Below are 15891 nucleotides of genomic sequence, written 5' to 3' on the forward strand. Positions count from 1 at the left end.
GTACCATTTTGGTGCTTTCAACCCTGACGAAGGTAACTTTATAGGGATTATAGGTTTCCCGCCGACCGGGATGCGGTTCGCTGATGTGCATTTCACATCATGTCGGTCGGTAGTCGCGCCGGACCGGTTCGATCGTCATGCGCGGCGCCTTGGCGCAGGCCGTCGGGCCAAGCATCCGAGACGGACGCTCCTCCCTCTTGCCAACGGTCATCGCTATACTGTTCCGTCGGCGGTCTTATGCGCCGGCGGCGGAGCGATCTTGTTCTCACAACTGACAATCTGGGCGCGCGCGCTCAAACGGGACACGCATGCGGTCTATCTCGCGGCGCGCGATCCGCGGGTGCCGTGTCTTGCGAAAATACTCGCCATCATCGTCGCCGCATATGCGCTATCGCCGATTGACCTGATCCCGGACTTCATTCCGGTGCTCGGCTATCTCGACGATCTCATCATCGTCCCGCTCGGCATCTGGCTGGTCGTGGCCATGGTGCCGGCCGATGTGATGGCCGAATATCGCATCAAGGCCAGCGAGGCGGCCGGGCGCCCGAGTAGCCGGGCCGGCATGATCGCCATCCTGACGCTATGGATTGCTGGCGCGCTGCTGCTCGGCTGGCTGGGTTACCGGTATTGGACGAGCTCCTGATACCGGCTCATTCACCCGCCACGCCCCATCGCCCGCGACGACAGGCGCCGACTCCCTCTCGTCCCCCGGAATGACGGCCTCGATGACGACGCCATCGGTGTGCGACGTGATGGTCAACACGCCACCCAGCGCCCATACGCGCTCCCGCATGCCGATCAAGCCGAAGCCCGAATGGTTTTCGCGATCGATTCCGATCCCATTGTCATGAATGCGGACAACGATACTTTCCCGCCCCTCTCCTGCTCCGACCGGCAAGATGGTGACGCTCACACGCGTCGCCTGTGCATGCCGGAACGTGTTGGTTAGGCCCTCCTGCACCACACGATAGGCTGTCAATTCAGCGGCTTCACCGAGCCTCCCAAGCGACGGCGATAGTCGGGCGTCGATCACAACGTCGGGTTTGGTCTCCCGCCAGAGTCTGATCAACACCTCGACTGCACCGGACAGCCCGAGATCGACGAGGCCAGCCGGTCGCAACCGCTCGAGAACCTGGCGATTGAACTGCTGCAACGCATCGATCTGCGCCAGAATGGCGGTGCCGTGCCGGCGCAGGTCAACGGCCCCTGACGGATCGCGATCCGCAAGGCGCATGGCCGCTCCCGCATGCGCACGAAGCGCGAAAAGGTGCGGCCCAAACTCATCATGCAATTCGCGCGCGATGTCCTTCCGTTCAAGATCCTGCAGCGACACCATGCGCTCGGCGAGTTTGCGCCGATCCTCAAGGGCCTCATCCAGCGTCATCGCGAGATGATTCAGCCGGTCGCAGAGAGCAGCAAGTTCAGGAGCTCCCGACGGCTGGACATGCGCACGATATTTCCCGGCCTCGATATCGATCATGGCCTGCGAGAGCGCATCGAGCGGCGCCAGCGCGCGCCTGACCACCAGGCTCGTGACGACGAACAACACGACGGCCACGATCAAACCGAGCACGAGCTGGGTAACGATGCCGTCCCAGATTTCCTGCATCTCGTCATCGGGATGCGAGGTAATCACCAGCACGTCCTGCTTGTTGCCGATCGACACCGGAACCGGGACCGATATCCGCTCGGGATGGATCAGCGCAATGAACCAAGATGGCGGTGACCCCGCTTCGCCGTCCGGTTTCACATTGTCCCGGTTCGGTACCGCGGCACGTTCCGCACCTTCGCGCATGATCGTGACGTGACGTGACCGATTCAGATCGGCAACAATTTTATCAAGCTGCGCGGCTGCATCCGCAGCAGCGCCGATGCCGGGCCCGATCGTCTCGATGACTTCACGCGCAAGGCGGATGACGCTGCGGTCCTCGGCCTGCACGCGCGGCCCGGCCTCCAGCACAAGCCGCGCGACATTGGCCGCGAGGCCGAGCGCAAGCATCAGCCCGATGAGACAGTTGATCCTGGCGCGCAGCGACAGTTTTCGCCACATGACTACACCCGCCCCTCGCCTCCGCGCCACGACTCTCGCCTTGACAGCGGAATCCGACGGCGATCATATTCAACTCTACGCGACCATCGGTTGCCAGCACTATCATTGCGTAGGCGCATGGTTGCGTCGCCGCAGACGCAGCGCAGCAATCACGGTCGGTTCGCCGATTGCCCGTGCGCCGATTTTCAAGTGCGGAGTTTCCCATGCGCGTTCTGATCGTCGATGATCACCCCATCATCACATCGGGTTGCCGCGCGGTGTTTGCCGATGATCCCGAGATCGAGCTGCTCGAAGCCGCCGATGCTGCCAGCGGGGAACAGGTCTTTCTCACCGGTGATCCCGATATCTGCATCATCGATATCAATCTGCCCACGGTGTCCGGTTTCGAACTGGCGCGCCGCATCCTGACGCGCGACGGTGCTGCCCGCATCATCATGTTCAGCATGAACGACGATCCGATTTTCGCCGCACGCGCGATCGAGGCCGGTGCCAAGGGCTATGTGTCCAAGACCGGCGATCCGAACGATCTGGTGGAAGCCGTCTATGAGGTCGCGCAGGGCAATGTCTATCTGCCGCCCGGCATGGCGCGAAGTCTCGCTTTTGCCGGACCGGCCTTGTCGCAGAGCCCGCTATCGAAGCTCAACGCGCGTGAAATGGAGATACTTCGGCTGCTGGGCGCCGGCAAGAGCCTCGCAGAGATTGCGTGGATGGTGCATGCCTCCTACAAGACGGTCGCCAACACATCGTCGTTGATGCGACAGAAGCTCGGCATTCGTAGCTCGGTCGAACTCGTGCGCTTCGCCATCGAGCGCGGCATTGCCTGATCGCTATTCCCTTCTATCCGGCGGCCGCAAGACCGCCGCATCGCACATGTAAGTGATGACCATGCAGACAGTTTCACTCAATCGATCCTATAGCGGCACGCAGGGCGTCTACAAACATGCCAGCCAATCCACCGGAACCGAGATGACGTTCTCGGTCTTCGTGCCGCCACACCCGGATAGCGCGAAACTGCCGGTGGTCTGGTATCTGTCCGGCCTGACCTGCACCCATGCCAATGTCACCGAGAAAGGCGACTTTCGCGCCGCCTGCGCCGAACTTGGTCTCATTTTCGTCGCGCCGGACACCAGCCCGCGCGGCGCCGATGTGCCCGGAGATCCGCAAAATTCCTATGATTTCGGCCTCGGCGCCGGCTTCTATGTGGATGCGACACAAGAACCGTTCGCGCGTCACTATCGCATGTGGAGCTATGTGACCGAGGAATTGCCGCAGCTCGTTCTCGCCAACTTCCCGGCGGATGCCTCCCGGCAATCCATCATGGGCCATTCCATGGGTGGACACGGCGCACTCACCATCGCACTGCGAAATCCGGATCGCTACCGCGCCGCCAGCGCCTTCGCGCCCATCGTTGCGCCGTCGCAGGTGCCGTGGGGCATCAAGGCGCTTGGTGGCTATCTCGGCGATGACAAGGCTGCGTGGCGGAAACATGATGCCGTGGCGCTGATCGAGGATGGCGCGCGCGTCCCCGGCCTGCTGGTCGATCAGGGCGAGGCCGACAATTTCCTCAGCGAGCAACTCAAGCCCGAACTTCTGCAGCGTGCTTGCGACGACGCTGGCATCCCGCTCACGCTGCGTCGCCAGCCCGGCTACGATCACAGCTATTATTTCATCTCAACCTTCATGGCCGATCATCTGCGCTGGCACGCCACGCGACTCAAGGCCTGATCACTGCGCCTGCGGCGCGCCGTAATTCGGCGCCAGCAGGCGGTTGCGCACGAGATAACTGACCGTCCGCGACCAGGATTCGTCCGTATTCCCGCGAAAATCCGCATTCATCGTGGTCACCAGCCGCCCGGTGCGCGCGCTGCGCAGATAGATCGTCATATTGAGAATGAGGTTGGAGATCTTCTGTACCGTGCCGGTGACGGCCAAATCGGCGCCGATCTGCTGAGCCATCTGCACATCACAGCCACCGCATGCCTGCAGGTTCTTCTCGTGCGCTGCAGCATTGACGCTCGTCATGTCGAGCACGTCAAAACGCCCTGACTTCCGGACCTCGTCGCGCAGCTGGGTGCTGATCCGCAGCAACCGCTCGTGCTCATCGTCACGCGGCCCTTTCATCTCGCCATCGAGACTCGTGTCGATCAGTTCGAAGTCAAACACCGCCATTTTTGTCTCGGCGCATTGCGCCGCAGTTGCGGTCAGAAACAGCAGCCCGGCGATCATCAGCGCTCTCATCGCACACCTCACATCGTTAAAATGCAACGCGCCCGGGAAATCTCAGGTTGCAAGCTACGCCAATTGAGTCATGTTTCAAGCCAAGAAGCCCTTCACCGACGCGAAGCCGGGAAGGAGCATCGGGAGGATACATGATCGGGTGGTTGATCGGCATGCTCGCTGTGTGCGCCGTGATGTCTCCTGCTCTGGCTGCCGATCCCGTCACGATCGGCATCGGCTATCTCGGCCAGACAGGCGTCAAGGCAACGCTCTCTTTCGTCGAACGGCCATCGGAGAACGATGGCATCGCTGGCGCCCGGCTGGCCATCGCGGATAACAACACCACCGGAAAGTTTCTGAATCAGCAGTTCAAGCTCGACGATATCCGCTTGAGGGAGGGAGAAGACCCGGCCAAGGCAGCGAGCGAACTCGCCAGCCGTAATGCGTTTATCATCGCCGACTTGCCGCCAACTGCTTTGCTTCAGGCAGCAGACGCTGTGCGCGACACGGGTACCGTCCTGTTCAATGCAGGCGCTGCCGATGATCGGCTGCGCGAAGCCGATTGCCGCGCCAATGTCATCCACATCGCGCCGACGCGCTCCATGCTCGCGGACGCGCTGGCGCAATATCTGGTGTGGAAGCAATGGAAGCGCTGGCTGCTTGTCACCGGCTCGCACGACAGTGACAAGCTTGAGGCTGACGCCTATCGCCGAGCCGCAACGCGCTTCGGTGCCAAGATCGTGCAAGAGCGCGTGTTCGAGGACACCGGCGGCGCGCGCCGGACCGATAGCGGGGTCGCCCTGATCCAGAAGCAGATCCCGGTCTTTACCCAACAGGCCCCCGCCTATGACGTTCTCATCGCGGCCGACGAGAGCGAAGTATTCGCATCGTATCTGCCCTATCGCACCTGGGATGCACGGCCGGTGGCGGGATCGGCAGGGCTGCGACCGACAAGTTGGGATGGCGCACAGGACCAGTGGGGCGCGATCCAGCTGCAGAACCGGTTCATGAAACTCAACTCACGCCGCATGACGGCGCTGGATATGCAGGCCTGGCTCGCCACCCGCATGATCGGCGAAGCCGCGTCCCGAACCAATTCCGGTGATGGCAAGGCCATCCTCGCTTTTCTGAAAACACCGGAATTCTCGATTGCCGGCTTCAAGGGCCAGCGCCTCACCATCCGCGACTGGAACTTGCAACTACGCCAGCCGGTCCTGCTGGTGGACGGGCGCATGGTGGTTTCAGTCTCGCCGCAGGAAGGCTTCCTGCATCAGGTCTCGGAACTCGACACACTCGGGATCGATCGCCCCGAAAGCAAATGCAGGCTGCAATGATAATGCGCTCGGCAATGACACGCCGTTTTTATGTAGCCGGCATCGCCGCTTGGCTAGGATCGATGACACCTGCTTCGGCGTTCCTTGCTTATGTCTCCAACGAGAAGAGCAACACCGTCTCCGTAATCGACACAGATAGCTGGACCGTCACCGCCACCATCAAGGTTGGCCAACGCCCGCGCGGCATCGAGCTGACGCGTGACGGCAAAGCCGTGCTGGTCGCGGTCGGCGACGACGACACGGTGCAGGTCATCGATGTCGCCAGTCAGAAGGTGGTCGACTCCCTCCCGTCAGGGCCGGACCCGGAGCTGTTCACGCAAGATGCGGCCGGCAAGATCCTCTATGTCGCCAATGAGAACGACAACACGGTCACCGTGATCGATATCGAGAAGCGCGCACGCATCGGTGACGTGCAGGTCGGCGTCGAACCCGAGGGTATGGCGCTGAGCCCCGACGGCAAGATTCTAATCAACACCTCCGAAACCACCAATATGGCGCATTTCATCGACACCACAACGCGCGAGATCGTCGCCAATGTGCTGGTCGATGCCCGGCCGCGTTACGCCGAGTTCAAGCGCGACGGCTCGGAATTATGGGTGTCGTCGGAGATCGGCGGCACAGTGTCGGTCATCGACCCAGCCAAACGGGTCGTGGTCGACAAGATCGAATTCGCCATTCCCGGCCTGCGGCGCGAGGCGATCCAGCCGGTCGGCATCGGCATGACGAAGGACGCGAAGACGGCCTTCATCGCGCTCGGCCCAGCCAATCGCATCGCTGTGGTCGATGTGGCAAGCCGAAAGGTGACAAAATATCTCCTGGTCGGCCAGCGCGTGTGGCATGTCGCCTTTACGCCGAACGAAAAATATCTGCTGACGACCAACGGTGTGTCTAACGACGTCTCGGTGATCGACGTCGCCGCGCAAAAGGTGATCAAGACCATACAGGTCGGCGAACTGCCCTGGGGCGTCGCCATGCCGCGGCCATGAGCGCGCTGGCCATGGAGCAGGATCTGCCGGGCTCGCAGCACATGCCTGCGAGTGAGTCCGCGGCCATACCGGCTTTGTCGGTGGCCGGCGTCAGCCATGCTTATGGTCATCATCATGCACTGGCCGATGTCTCTTTCGACGTCGCTTCGGGACGCTTCACCGCCCTGCTCGGCCTCAATGGCGCCGGCAAGAGCACGCTGGTGTCGCTGATCACGCGGCTCTACGGCATCCAGACCGGCCACATCAGCATCTTCGGCCACGATATCGATCGTGCGCCCGGCCTGGCGCTGCGCCAGCTCGGGGTCGTATTCCAGCCGCGCACGCTCGATCTCGACCTCTCGGTCATGCAGAACCTGCTTTACCATGCCGCACTGCAAGGCATCGCGCGAGGCGGGGCCCGCGCACGCAGCACCGACATGCTGGCGCGCATCGGCCTGACCGAACGCGCGGACAGCAAGGTGCGCGCGCTTTCCGGCGGACAGATGCGCCGGGTGGAGATCGCGCGCGCCCTGCTGCATCGCCCCCGGCTGCTGCTGCTCGACGAGGCGACCGTCGGGCTCGATGTTGAGGCCCGCGCGGACATTCTCCGCCATATCCGCCTGCTGATTGCCGATGAGGGCATTGGCGTGTTGTGGGCGACGCATCTGCTCGACGAGATTTCCGCCGATGACGATGTGGTCATTCTTCATCATGGTCGTGTGCTTGCGCGCGGAGCGGTGTCGCACATCCTGAGCCAGACCGAGACCTCTGATCTCGGTGCCGGCTTTCGACGGCTCACCATTGCAGCCGACCGCCGCGGAGATGCGCGATGAGCACAGCCAATACGGTACTGCCTGCGCGCGGCTTTGGCATCGGCAGCTACGTCACGTGCCTCACAGGGATCCTGTGGCGGGAATCACTGCGCTTCCTGCATCAGCGCGAGCGATTTATCTCTGCGCTGGTCCGCCCGCTGGTCTGGCTATTCATCTTCGCCGCAGGCTTCCGGCAGGTGCTCGGGATTTCGATCATCCCGCCTTACGAGACCTATATTCTCTACGAGGTCTATATCGCGCCTGGCCTGATCGCGATGATCCAGCTCTTCAACGGCATGCAGTCATCGCTCTCGATGGTCTATGACCGCGAGATGGGCAATATGCGGACACTGCTCGTCAGCCCGCTGCCGCGTTGGTTCCTGCTGCTGTCCAAGCTGCTGGCAGGGACGCTGGTGTCCCTGCTACAGGTCTACGCCTTTCTGCTGATCGCATGGTTCTGGGACATCACGCCGCCCCCGCTCGGCTACCTCACGGTGCTGCCTGCGCTCATCCTGTGCGGGCTGATGCTGGGCGCGCTCGGCATGCTCATCTCGTCGGGCATCCGCCAGTTGGAGAACTTTGCCGGCGTCATGAACTTCGTGATCTTTCCGATGTTCTTCGCCTCTTCGGCGCTCTATCCGCTGTGGCGTGTGCAGGAAGGCAGCCCGCTCCTCTATTATGTCTGCCTCTGCAATCCATTCACCCATGCCGTCGAACTGATCCGCTTCGCGCTTTACGGCCAGATCAACTGGCTGTCGCTGGCGGTCGTTGCCGCTTGCACAGCGATGTTCACCCTCGGAGCTATTCTGGCTTACGATCCCGGCCGCGGCTTCGTCCGCCCTGCGCCAGCGGGAGGCGAAACATGAGAATGCGAGCGATTTTTCTCACGGGATTGCTGCTCATTTCAATTGGTGCGGCACAAGCCGCCGATCCACGCTATCCGGACTGGCCATGTGTTCAGGCCAAGGTGCCCGAAATATCACTCGCCGCCGTCTGGGCTGGACCGCCAATCGATGATGTCGCCAATGCCTGGAAGGACGACCCGGAAATCGCGGCGCTCGTCGAGCAACTCGCTGCGCGGCGCGTGCCCGTCGAACAGGCGCAGAAGTCCGTGACCGCGTTTCTGGCCAGATCGCCCGACAAGGCCAAAGCCGGCCGGCTGATCTTTGCCGGCCTGTTCGATAATCTCAACGCCCAGCGGTCAACGGTGCTCAACGGCCTGGAACGCGTCACGCGGAAGCAGCGCGAGGCGGTGGAGAAAATTCGAGCGGACAGCGCCGCATTGCAGAGCCTGCAGGCGTCTCCAACGCCTGACCAAGCGAAGCTGGACGAATTGAACAATCAGGTGCTGTGGGAAGCCCGCATCTTCGAGGATCGTCGCCGCGTGGTTGCCTTCGTATGTGAGGTGCCGACCATCATCGATCAGCGGCTATTCGCACTCGGCCGCGTAATCCAGCAGGAAATGGAATAAAGTGGGTCACTTCGATGGTGAACCCTGCCGCGAAGCCGGCTGCGCATCGACCAGCGGCAGGCCGGCCTGCTCCCATCCATCCGTCCCGTCCGGAAACCAGGCAATATTGGTGTAACCGTAGGACAGCGCCCGCTTCGCCGCGTTCCACGACATCCAGCAATTAGCCTGGCAGTAAATGACGAGCATGGCGTCGCGATTACCTGCGGATGCCGAATCCAAACCATTGCGCAGATACGCGTCGGTTTCCGCCGCGAGTTGTCCATAGCCGGTATCGGGCAGCCAGATGCTGCCGGGAATGTGATGGCGTGGCTTGTCACGCCAGACGGTACCCGGAGGGAGATTGGCGGGTTTCGGCGGGCGCGGCATCACATCGACAAAAGCACCGCGCTTCTCGCGCCAGATTGCCTCGGCTTCCGGCGTGGTGACAACCCGCGCACCTTTCAGACCCGGCGGCGTCGGCGCGCGATACTCCTCGGTGCGATAGTCGTTCGGCTCGACCACGATCTGCTGCGCATGTGCCGCTAAAGTCGCAAGCGCGGCTATCGCCAATGAGCAGGCGATACGCCTGATCACGGCGACTTCGCCGCCGATTCCGGCCCAATCGGACGGTTGTTCTCATCGAGCAGCGGCACGCCGAAATCGAGCAGCACCTTGTTGATGGCGGCCTGGTTCTCCTGAATCATGCGATTGAGCAGGCGCTTCCAGTTCTGATCGGCTGCGCGCACGCCCATGCCGATGCGATAAACGAGGCGCGGCCCCGTGGTTTCCTTCACCAGTGGCGTGACATGCAATGGCGGCACCGCGGTCTTGGCGTAGTAGCCGGCCATTGGTCCCCACAACACCGCAGCATCGATGGCGCCCGCGGTCAGGTCCTTGATCATGGCAAGCGCCGATGAATCGATCCGCGTGTCGATCACCAGCGGATATGGCTTTGCCGTCACCATCAACCCATTGACGGCCATGTTCGTCGCCGGCGGTGTTCCGGCGACGATGCCGACATGCTTGCCCTTCAGCCGTTCATCCTCCAGCGTCGTGATGTCCTCGAGGCCGGATCCCGCTTTCGACACCAGCGCATAGGAGGTCCGGTAATAGGGATTGGTGCCCTGGGCAACGTCATCGCCTTGCGGGAATCCCATGATGACGTCGCACCGGTGCGCAGCAAGCGTCATGCGCACGAAGCCGGTCGCCTGCGGGAAGAATGTGTATTCGAGCTTCTTCTGCAGCTTTGCTGCAAATAACTCGGCAAGTTTGTTCTCAAAACCCTCACCCTTCTCGTTCGAGAACGGCATGTTGCGCGGATCGGCGCAAACGCGGAGCACATGAGGGTCGATCAATTCCACTGACAAATCGCCCGGCTGGGCCTGCTGCGCCTGCGCGGCCGCGCTTCCGGCCGCCATCATGGCGCTCGCGACGAGCGCAACCCACGGCAAATGCGATGTACTGAACCATCCGGCGCGAGGAGGCATGCAAACCCCGATCATGAGTCACAGGGGATCAACGACAGCGCGGAGGCTATGCTTCTCATTTTCTGCGTGCAAGATACAAACCGCGCTCATCGATGTTGCGGCGCATCCTGACCACGCAACCTATCGGGAGACGACGCATGACATTCTGCGCCACGATGTTCGCGGCACTTTTCGTCCTGATCTCGCCAACGATCGCGCAAGCGCAGGACTCCGCGCTCACCGTCAGGGAAGTCGCACCCGGCGTCTTCATGCATGAAGGGCGCGTTGCTCTCATGTCATCGAATAACGACGGCGCCATCGCCAATATAGGCTTCGTCGTCGGTGATCGCGCCGTTGCCGTGATCGACACCGGCGGCAGTGTGCGTGAAGGAAAGCAACTATACGCAGCGATCCGAGCGCGGACCGACAAGCCGATCCTTTATGTAGTCAATACTCATGGCCATCCCGATCACATCTTCGGAAACGCGGCCTTCGATACAGGCGAGACCGAATTCATCGGTCACCAGCGGTTGCCGCAGGCATTGGCGGCGCGGGGCCCGTTCTATCTCGAAGCGTTCCGACGCAGCATGGGTGGCGCATTGATCGATGAGGTCCGGATCGTTCCGCCGACACGGACCGTCGATGGCTCGCTGACGCTTGATCTTGGCGGCCGCACGCTCATCGTCAAGGCTTGGCCGACCGCCCATAGCGACAGCGACGTCACGGTGTTCGACACGATATCGAAGACGCTGTTCGCTGGCGACCTGGTATTTGTGCGCCATATCCCCGTTGTGGACGGCAGCATCAAGGCCTGGATCAAGCTCCTCGATGATCTCCAATCCTTGCCCGCCGAACGCGTCATTCCCGGCCATGGCCCTGTCGGTGATTGGCCCGCCGCCCTCGCTGCGGAGCGCCGCTATCTCGGCGTCCTCGCAGCCGACATTCGACGCGACATCGCCGATGGCAAGCCAATCGCCGCGGCGGCCGAACAGGCCGCAGCAAGCGAGCGTGGGCAATGGGAGCTGTTCGACGACTACAACGCCCGCAACGCAACTGCAGCATATCAGCAATTTGAGTGGGAATAATCGCATCACACGTTAAGATAAACCCGTCACTTCTCCATGCGCGAGGATCGTGCCATGTCGGGAATGCATTTTCGCAAGGTGTGCGTCGCTATCCTTCTGGCCATATCGACCGGACAGGGATCTGCCTCAGCAACCGAGAGCTACGATCCCTGGCCCGGTCTGGTGCAGGATATTTTCGATAACAAGCCGATATCCGACGGCAGTGCCGTCATCGCCCTCGAAATGCCGGCACGCGCAGAGGACGCGGCCATCGTGCCGGTGACGCTGCGGATCAAGCCGGCATCCGATCCAGCGCACCGCGTCGTGGCGATCACGTTGGTGATCGACCAGAATCCGGCGCCAATGGCTGCCAAATTCACGCTGGGCCCCGACGCCAATGTCTCGGAAATCGCCACCCGGGTCCGCGTCAACAGTTACACGGATGTTCACGCGGTCGCCGAGACCAGCGACGGCAAGCTCCATATGGTCAAAACATATGTGAAAGCATCTGGCGGCTGCTCGGCGCCTGCCGCGAAGAATGCCGAGGAGGCCAAAGGCCGGCTCGGCCAGATCCGTTACAGACAGTTCACGAAGACCGAGGATGGCGCGACCGGCATTCGCGACGCCCAGGTGATGATCGGCCATCCGAACAATTCCGGCCTGCAGATGGATCAGCTGACCCATCTCTACGTCCCGGCCTTCTATGTGGACCGGCTGCAGCTCTGGCAAGACAACAGCCCGGTGTTGTCGATGGAAGGCGGAATATCGATCTCGGAGGATCCCAATATCCGCTTCACCTACACTTCAAACGGCGCCACGACGTTCCGGGTCGAGGCAAAAGACACTGACGGCCACGTCTTCAAGAAAGAATGGAAGGTCGACGGTACCGCAATGTAGCGCAAGGGCAGCGTATGGTCGCGCAGTTAAAAACAGCGCACTTCCGCTTCTGCCTGTGCGCGACGCACATCGTTGATCGCGCTGGTCGCCTGCTCCGAGGTACGGAACTGGGCGCTCAGATTGCCGCGCACCTGCGCGAGGCTCAGCGCGGTCTCAGCCGTGATGTAGCGATCGAACGGCACGATCGATGCGACGACATCGATCGAGCACGAACATTGCGCAATCGACTGCCGCGTCTCGCCGTTCGCCTTCATGCAGCCGAAGACATATTCGGCGCGTGTCGCGGTGGGATAATCGTTCAACTCCGCAGCGCACATCGGCCCCGGCAGAGCAAGCATGGCTGCGACGACGACGAGATATCTTGTCATGCGATCCGCTCCATGGACGCCTTGAAGCTGGCCAACACCCGATACGGACTATACTGATAGTCCTGCACAACGCAAAAGCGAAGCTGCCGGGAGGCGACATGATACGACCGCTCGCAATGATGGCCGTAGCGATCCTCGCGACGACCGCAGCGCACGCGCAGGGAAAGCCCGGCAAGGGAATCCGGCTGTGGAATCTGACAACAGCGACAATATCGGGTTTTCAACTATCGCCCGCGGGCCAGAACCAGTGGAGCAGCAATCTGACACTGGCCGACAAGGACAAGGAGGTCGACCACGATGAGAGGCTGCGCATCAACGGCATCACCCCGGGCCGCTATGATGCCCGCGTGAGCTATCCCGACGGTCGGCAGTGCATGGTCCCGAATATCGAGATCAGGGCCGATGCGGTCTTCGAGATCGCCGACAGAGACCTCCAGGACTGCAAGAAGTAACGGTCGACGAAACGCCGTCGAGCGTAATCACGCCTTGTCGTCGTGGTGCGGATATTCGCACCGCCATCTTACGGCCGTCCATTTCGGGTGTTCGCCCACCCATTGCGCAATGTAGGGCTGGGCGGCCATCGCGCATTGTTTCAAGGAAAAGTCCGCCGCAAAGGACAGATTTCGCTCCTCGCAGGTATTGGGTGACGCAACTGCACAGACTGTCAAAACGAGATTGATCATATTCATGCTGCGGATCCCGGATGGTTGAAAACCATAGCATGTCCACTACGCGGCCGGCAGGCCGAAGTTTCGCTGCCCTGCAGTGTCAAAAATTGATGCCATAGGTGAGGCGCGCCTGATGGCGTTCAAAATTGAACAGATCGAGCGTCGCGCCGGGTTGTTCCGATCGCCCCCAGACCTGTGCGCTCCAGCCCAAGGTCAGGCGAGATCGAGCCGATAGCTGGACATAGGCCGTGGCCCCACAAACAAAGCCTGCCCGGTAATTTCACTCAGGCCGGTACCTTCATAGCGGCGCAAGTAACGTGCTTCGCCGCCAAGCAGCAATCCGGCGTGCGCCTGCGCCATCACGCCAAACGACGCGCCGAGCACGGAATCGCGGTCCACGCGTCCGGTGTCGAGACGTCGTGTCCATTCGGGTTGATAGATCAAATTGATCGCTGCAACAGCGACACCCGGAACGATTTCCCGATCCAATGCCAGTGTGATGCCGGCACCATAGCCCTGGATTCGTGCGGCGTTCGCCTCATCCATTCGGCTGAATTCACCGTCGACAGCCAAGGTCATCCCGACCGGGGCTATCTCCCGATCGAGAAACCGGTAGCGCACGTCAATGGACGCTCCCTGCCATGCGAATGCGCGCCTGTCTGGCAGGCCCGATACGCCAGGGATCTGATAGGCCGACATGCTGCTGCCGATCTCGATGCGAACGTCCTTCGCCGGCACCCATTCAAGCTCGAATTCCTGCTCGCCCGCCCGATAGCGGCCGCCGGACTTTCCGAACCGTCCTGTTGTCTGGCTCTGGAATTCACGTTCGCCGATCGATCCGATGTCGCTACCGATCATGAAGCCAAAAATATGCTCGGTATCGATATCACCCGCGACGGCTTGCAGCGGCATGAATATGCCCAGTGCAAGAGCCATTGCCCAGACCGGTCTGACTTTGCGCGATGATGACTGCATCGTTCCGTCAGTCCAAACCTGCCTGCGCTGTTGCGGGCATAGTGCAGCCCTACCCGGCCCGTTGGCCGAAGCCTGCGGGCCGGGAGAGATCGACACGAAATGTCGATCTGTTACTTACGGGCCGCGCAGGCATACATGTTGATTTCCATGCCAACCTGCACTTCCACGATCTTCGGAGCTTTCCAACTCATCTTGGTCTCCTCAGAGTTTGCGCGCATATCGCACGCAATGACACGATAAGCACACCGGCGAGCGGTTTCAACACAGCGCCCCAAAGTTGCATCGCGAAATATCGATGATGTGGCTGCGTGTCGCAACGGCTATGGCGACACGACGCTCGATGCTCCGCCGTGTGCGCGGTGAATGGCGGATGGAACGATGCCGAAATACTTCCGGAACACGCGGCTGAAGTGAGACGAACTGGAGAATCCCCAGGAGAACGCGACATCCGTGATCGTCTTGCCGCTCGCATTCTCGAGTTCCTGACGGCAGTGATGCAGTCGGGCCTGCCAGATATAGTCGCTCACCGTCATCCCGCGATCGCTGAACAACATGTGCAGATATCGCTTGGTGCATTGCAGCGCATTGGAGATCTGGTCGATGCTGAGTTCGGGATCGCGCAAATGCTCGCGAATGAAGCCCTGCGCGCGCACATACATCGCTTCCGGTCCGACCCGATCCAAAGTCATATCCGCATCCCGGAGCGGCAACAACAAAAGGTCGATGAGGGCATCGGCGACGCCTGTCGCATTGTTCGGTGACAGCTTGTCCGCCTCATTGAATACCGCATGGACGAAATCATGCGCAATACGGCCAGTGCCGCCCCGCGCCGAGAGCTTGCAGGCCGACAGATTCCCGACGCCGAGGCCGCGCTCGTGCAACAACTCCTTCGGCACGATCACAACGTCATGACGCGTGAAAGCCGGGCTGACGATCGAATGCGGGCATGACACGTCGTAAACGAGGCAATCGCCCGGGTTGATATCGATGCGGCGACCGTTCTGCTCGAAATACGAAACCCCCTGGGTCTGAAACAGGATCTTCACATAAGGATGGTCGCTGTTGCGAATGCGCGGTGCCGTGTGGCCGATGCGGTGCTGGCTTGCCTCGATCTGGCACAGTTTCAGCCGCGAGACCGATGTGTAGTTGATCAATCCGTCGAATGTCGAAGCATCCAGCGGGTCAATATCGAACCTCCCGCACAGATCGGTCAGCGCCTCTGACCAAAGCTTGATCTGCTTTGAAGGCGACAGGCCGGACGTCGTGAGAGAACCGAGTGTATCAGACATAGGCCAGACACCGATCTGAAGCCATCGCGACGGAGCCGCAGATGGAACTACACAACGAACACGTCAGCTATGGCACCGCCGGGAATCAGTATGCGGAAGCATCGACATCCCTCTGCTGATCCTCCGATTTGCGATCAGGCCCGTCAAGCGAAAGATCAACCATTGGTGGAACATCCGGTTCGTCGCGTGCAGTGCAAAAGATGCAATAGACCGGGCCTGCACGACGAATTTATTTTACGCAGCTTCGCTGTCGAGCAAGCCACCTTCGCTCTTGGGCAAGAACGGATGTGCAGACGTGATTAGCTGACGATCACCAAAAGCGAAGCCGGGTCGATC

At 61.1% G+C, this 15891-nt stretch carries 20 protein-coding genes; 11 read left to right on the forward strand and 9 right to left on the reverse strand.

Annotated elements, in window-relative coordinates:
- Positions 1-259 precede the first annotated feature (259 nt).
- A complete protein-coding gene (locus tag ACIQ17_RS10620; protein ID WP_398468207.1) occupies positions 260-643 on the forward strand; it encodes a YkvA family protein in 384 nt (127 codons plus the stop codon).
- Here ACIQ17_RS10620 and ACIQ17_RS10625 read toward each other — a convergent pair.
- Positions 581-2050 carry a histidine kinase gene (locus ACIQ17_RS10625; RefSeq protein WP_398468209.1) on the reverse strand — a complete coding sequence of 490 codons (1470 nt, stop codon included), beginning with the start codon at positions 2048-2050 and terminating at the stop codon, positions 581-583. The two genes, ACIQ17_RS10620 and ACIQ17_RS10625, sit on opposite strands and share 63 nt — an antisense overlap.
- A 203-nt stretch (positions 2051-2253) precedes the next feature.
- Between ACIQ17_RS10625 and ACIQ17_RS10630 the strand changes: the two genes are divergently transcribed.
- Positions 2254-2874, forward strand: a complete 621-nt coding sequence (locus ACIQ17_RS10630) for a response regulator (protein ID WP_398468211.1) — start codon at positions 2254-2256, stop codon at positions 2872-2874.
- Between the two features lie 55 nt (positions 2875-2929).
- Positions 2930-3775 (forward strand): S-formylglutathione hydrolase, encoded by an 846-nt coding sequence (gene fghA / locus ACIQ17_RS10635; protein WP_398468213.1) that lies wholly within the window; start codon positions 2930-2932, stop codon positions 3773-3775.
- Here fghA and ACIQ17_RS10640 read toward each other — a convergent pair whose 3' ends face one another.
- Entirely contained in the window at positions 3776-4288 is a 513-nt protein-coding gene (locus ACIQ17_RS10640; protein ID WP_398468216.1) for a DUF3280 domain-containing protein, read from the reverse strand.
- Between the two features lie 131 nt (positions 4289-4419).
- Between ACIQ17_RS10640 and ACIQ17_RS10645 the strand changes: the two genes are divergently transcribed.
- From ACIQ17_RS10645 to ACIQ17_RS10665, 5 genes are read left to right on the forward strand one after another with little or no spacing between them, the layout of a single operon-like run.
- Complete coding sequence (locus ACIQ17_RS10645) at positions 4420-5601, forward strand: ABC transporter substrate-binding protein (RefSeq protein ID WP_398468218.1); 1182 nt, start codon at positions 4420-4422, stop codon at positions 5599-5601.
- Positions 5602-5615: 14 nt separating this feature from the next.
- Positions 5616-6587: a YVTN family beta-propeller repeat protein gene (locus ACIQ17_RS10650; RefSeq protein ID WP_398468220.1), complete on the forward strand. Its 972-nt coding sequence runs from the start codon at positions 5616-5618 to the stop codon at positions 6585-6587.
- 11 nt (positions 6588-6598) lie between these two features.
- Positions 6599-7399 (forward strand): ABC transporter ATP-binding protein, encoded by an 801-nt coding sequence (locus tag ACIQ17_RS10655; protein WP_398468240.1) that lies wholly within the window; start codon positions 6599-6601, stop codon positions 7397-7399.
- Positions 7396-8244: an ABC transporter permease gene (locus ACIQ17_RS10660; RefSeq protein WP_398468222.1), complete on the forward strand. Its 849-nt coding sequence runs from the start codon at positions 7396-7398 to the stop codon at positions 8242-8244. The genes ACIQ17_RS10655 and ACIQ17_RS10660 overlap by 4 nt, the downstream gene beginning before the upstream one ends.
- A complete protein-coding gene (locus tag ACIQ17_RS10665) occupies positions 8241-8849 on the forward strand; it encodes a hypothetical protein (protein WP_398468224.1) in 609 nt (202 codons plus the stop codon). Before ACIQ17_RS10660 ends, ACIQ17_RS10665 begins: the two co-directional genes overlap by 4 nt.
- Before the next feature lie 6 nt (positions 8850-8855).
- On the opposite strand, the gene ACIQ17_RS10670 is transcribed toward ACIQ17_RS10665, so the two are convergent.
- Both ACIQ17_RS10670 and ACIQ17_RS10675 read right to left on the reverse strand, forming a co-directional pair.
- Positions 8856-9419, reverse strand: coding sequence for a PQQ-dependent catabolism-associated CXXCW motif protein (locus ACIQ17_RS10670; protein WP_398468242.1), 564 nt, complete (start codon positions 9417-9419; stop codon positions 8856-8858).
- Positions 9419-10246, reverse strand: a complete 828-nt coding sequence (locus ACIQ17_RS10675) for a substrate-binding domain-containing protein (protein WP_398468226.1) — start codon at positions 10244-10246, stop codon at positions 9419-9421. Before ACIQ17_RS10675 ends, ACIQ17_RS10670 begins: the two co-directional genes overlap by 1 nt.
- A gap of 206 nt (positions 10247-10452) precedes the next feature.
- Here ACIQ17_RS10675 and ACIQ17_RS10680 point away from each other — a divergent pair, with 206 nt between their 5' ends.
- Together ACIQ17_RS10680 and ACIQ17_RS10685 are read left to right on the forward strand one after the other, a co-directional pair.
- Positions 10453-11379, forward strand: a complete 927-nt coding sequence (locus ACIQ17_RS10680) for a quinoprotein relay system zinc metallohydrolase 2 (protein WP_398468228.1) — start codon at positions 10453-10455, stop codon at positions 11377-11379.
- Positions 11380-11433: 54 nt separating this feature from the next.
- Positions 11434-12255, forward strand: a complete 822-nt coding sequence (locus tag ACIQ17_RS10685; protein ID WP_398468230.1) for a quinoprotein dehydrogenase-associated SoxYZ-like carrier — start codon at positions 11434-11436, stop codon at positions 12253-12255.
- A 26-nt stretch (positions 12256-12281) separates the two neighbouring features.
- On the opposite strand, the gene ACIQ17_RS10690 is transcribed toward ACIQ17_RS10685, so the two are convergent.
- Positions 12282-12623, reverse strand: a complete 342-nt coding sequence (locus tag ACIQ17_RS10690; RefSeq protein ID WP_398468232.1) for a hypothetical protein — start codon at positions 12621-12623, stop codon at positions 12282-12284.
- Positions 12624-12739: 116 nt separating this feature from the next.
- Here ACIQ17_RS10690 and ACIQ17_RS10695 point away from each other — a divergent pair, with 116 nt between their 5' ends.
- Positions 12740-13075: a hypothetical protein gene (locus ACIQ17_RS10695; protein WP_398468244.1), complete on the forward strand. Its 336-nt coding sequence runs from the start codon at positions 12740-12742 to the stop codon at positions 13073-13075.
- A gap of 27 nt (positions 13076-13102) precedes the next feature.
- Here ACIQ17_RS10695 and ACIQ17_RS10700 read toward each other — a convergent pair whose 3' ends face one another.
- The 4 genes from ACIQ17_RS10700 to ACIQ17_RS10715 form a co-directional block, all read right to left on the reverse strand.
- Entirely contained in the window at positions 13103-13312 is a 210-nt protein-coding gene (locus tag ACIQ17_RS10700; protein ID WP_398468234.1) for a hypothetical protein, read from the reverse strand.
- 192 nt (positions 13313-13504) lie between these two features.
- Entirely contained in the window at positions 13505-14227 is a 723-nt protein-coding gene (locus ACIQ17_RS10705) for a hypothetical protein (protein WP_398468236.1), read from the reverse strand.
- 149 nt (positions 14228-14376) lie between these two features.
- Positions 14377-14457, reverse strand: a complete 81-nt coding sequence (gene pqqA / locus ACIQ17_RS10710) for a pyrroloquinoline quinone precursor peptide PqqA (RefSeq protein WP_398468246.1) — start codon at positions 14455-14457, stop codon at positions 14377-14379.
- Between the two features lie 129 nt (positions 14458-14586).
- Complete coding sequence (locus ACIQ17_RS10715) at positions 14587-15555, reverse strand: helix-turn-helix domain-containing protein (RefSeq protein ID WP_398468238.1); 969 nt, start codon at positions 15553-15555, stop codon at positions 14587-14589.
- Between the last annotated feature and the right edge of the window lie 336 nt (positions 15556-15891).

The organism is Tardiphaga sp. (genome assembly GCF_044340795.1).
Taxonomy (GTDB): Bacteria; Pseudomonadota; Alphaproteobacteria; order Rhizobiales; family Xanthobacteraceae; genus Tardiphaga.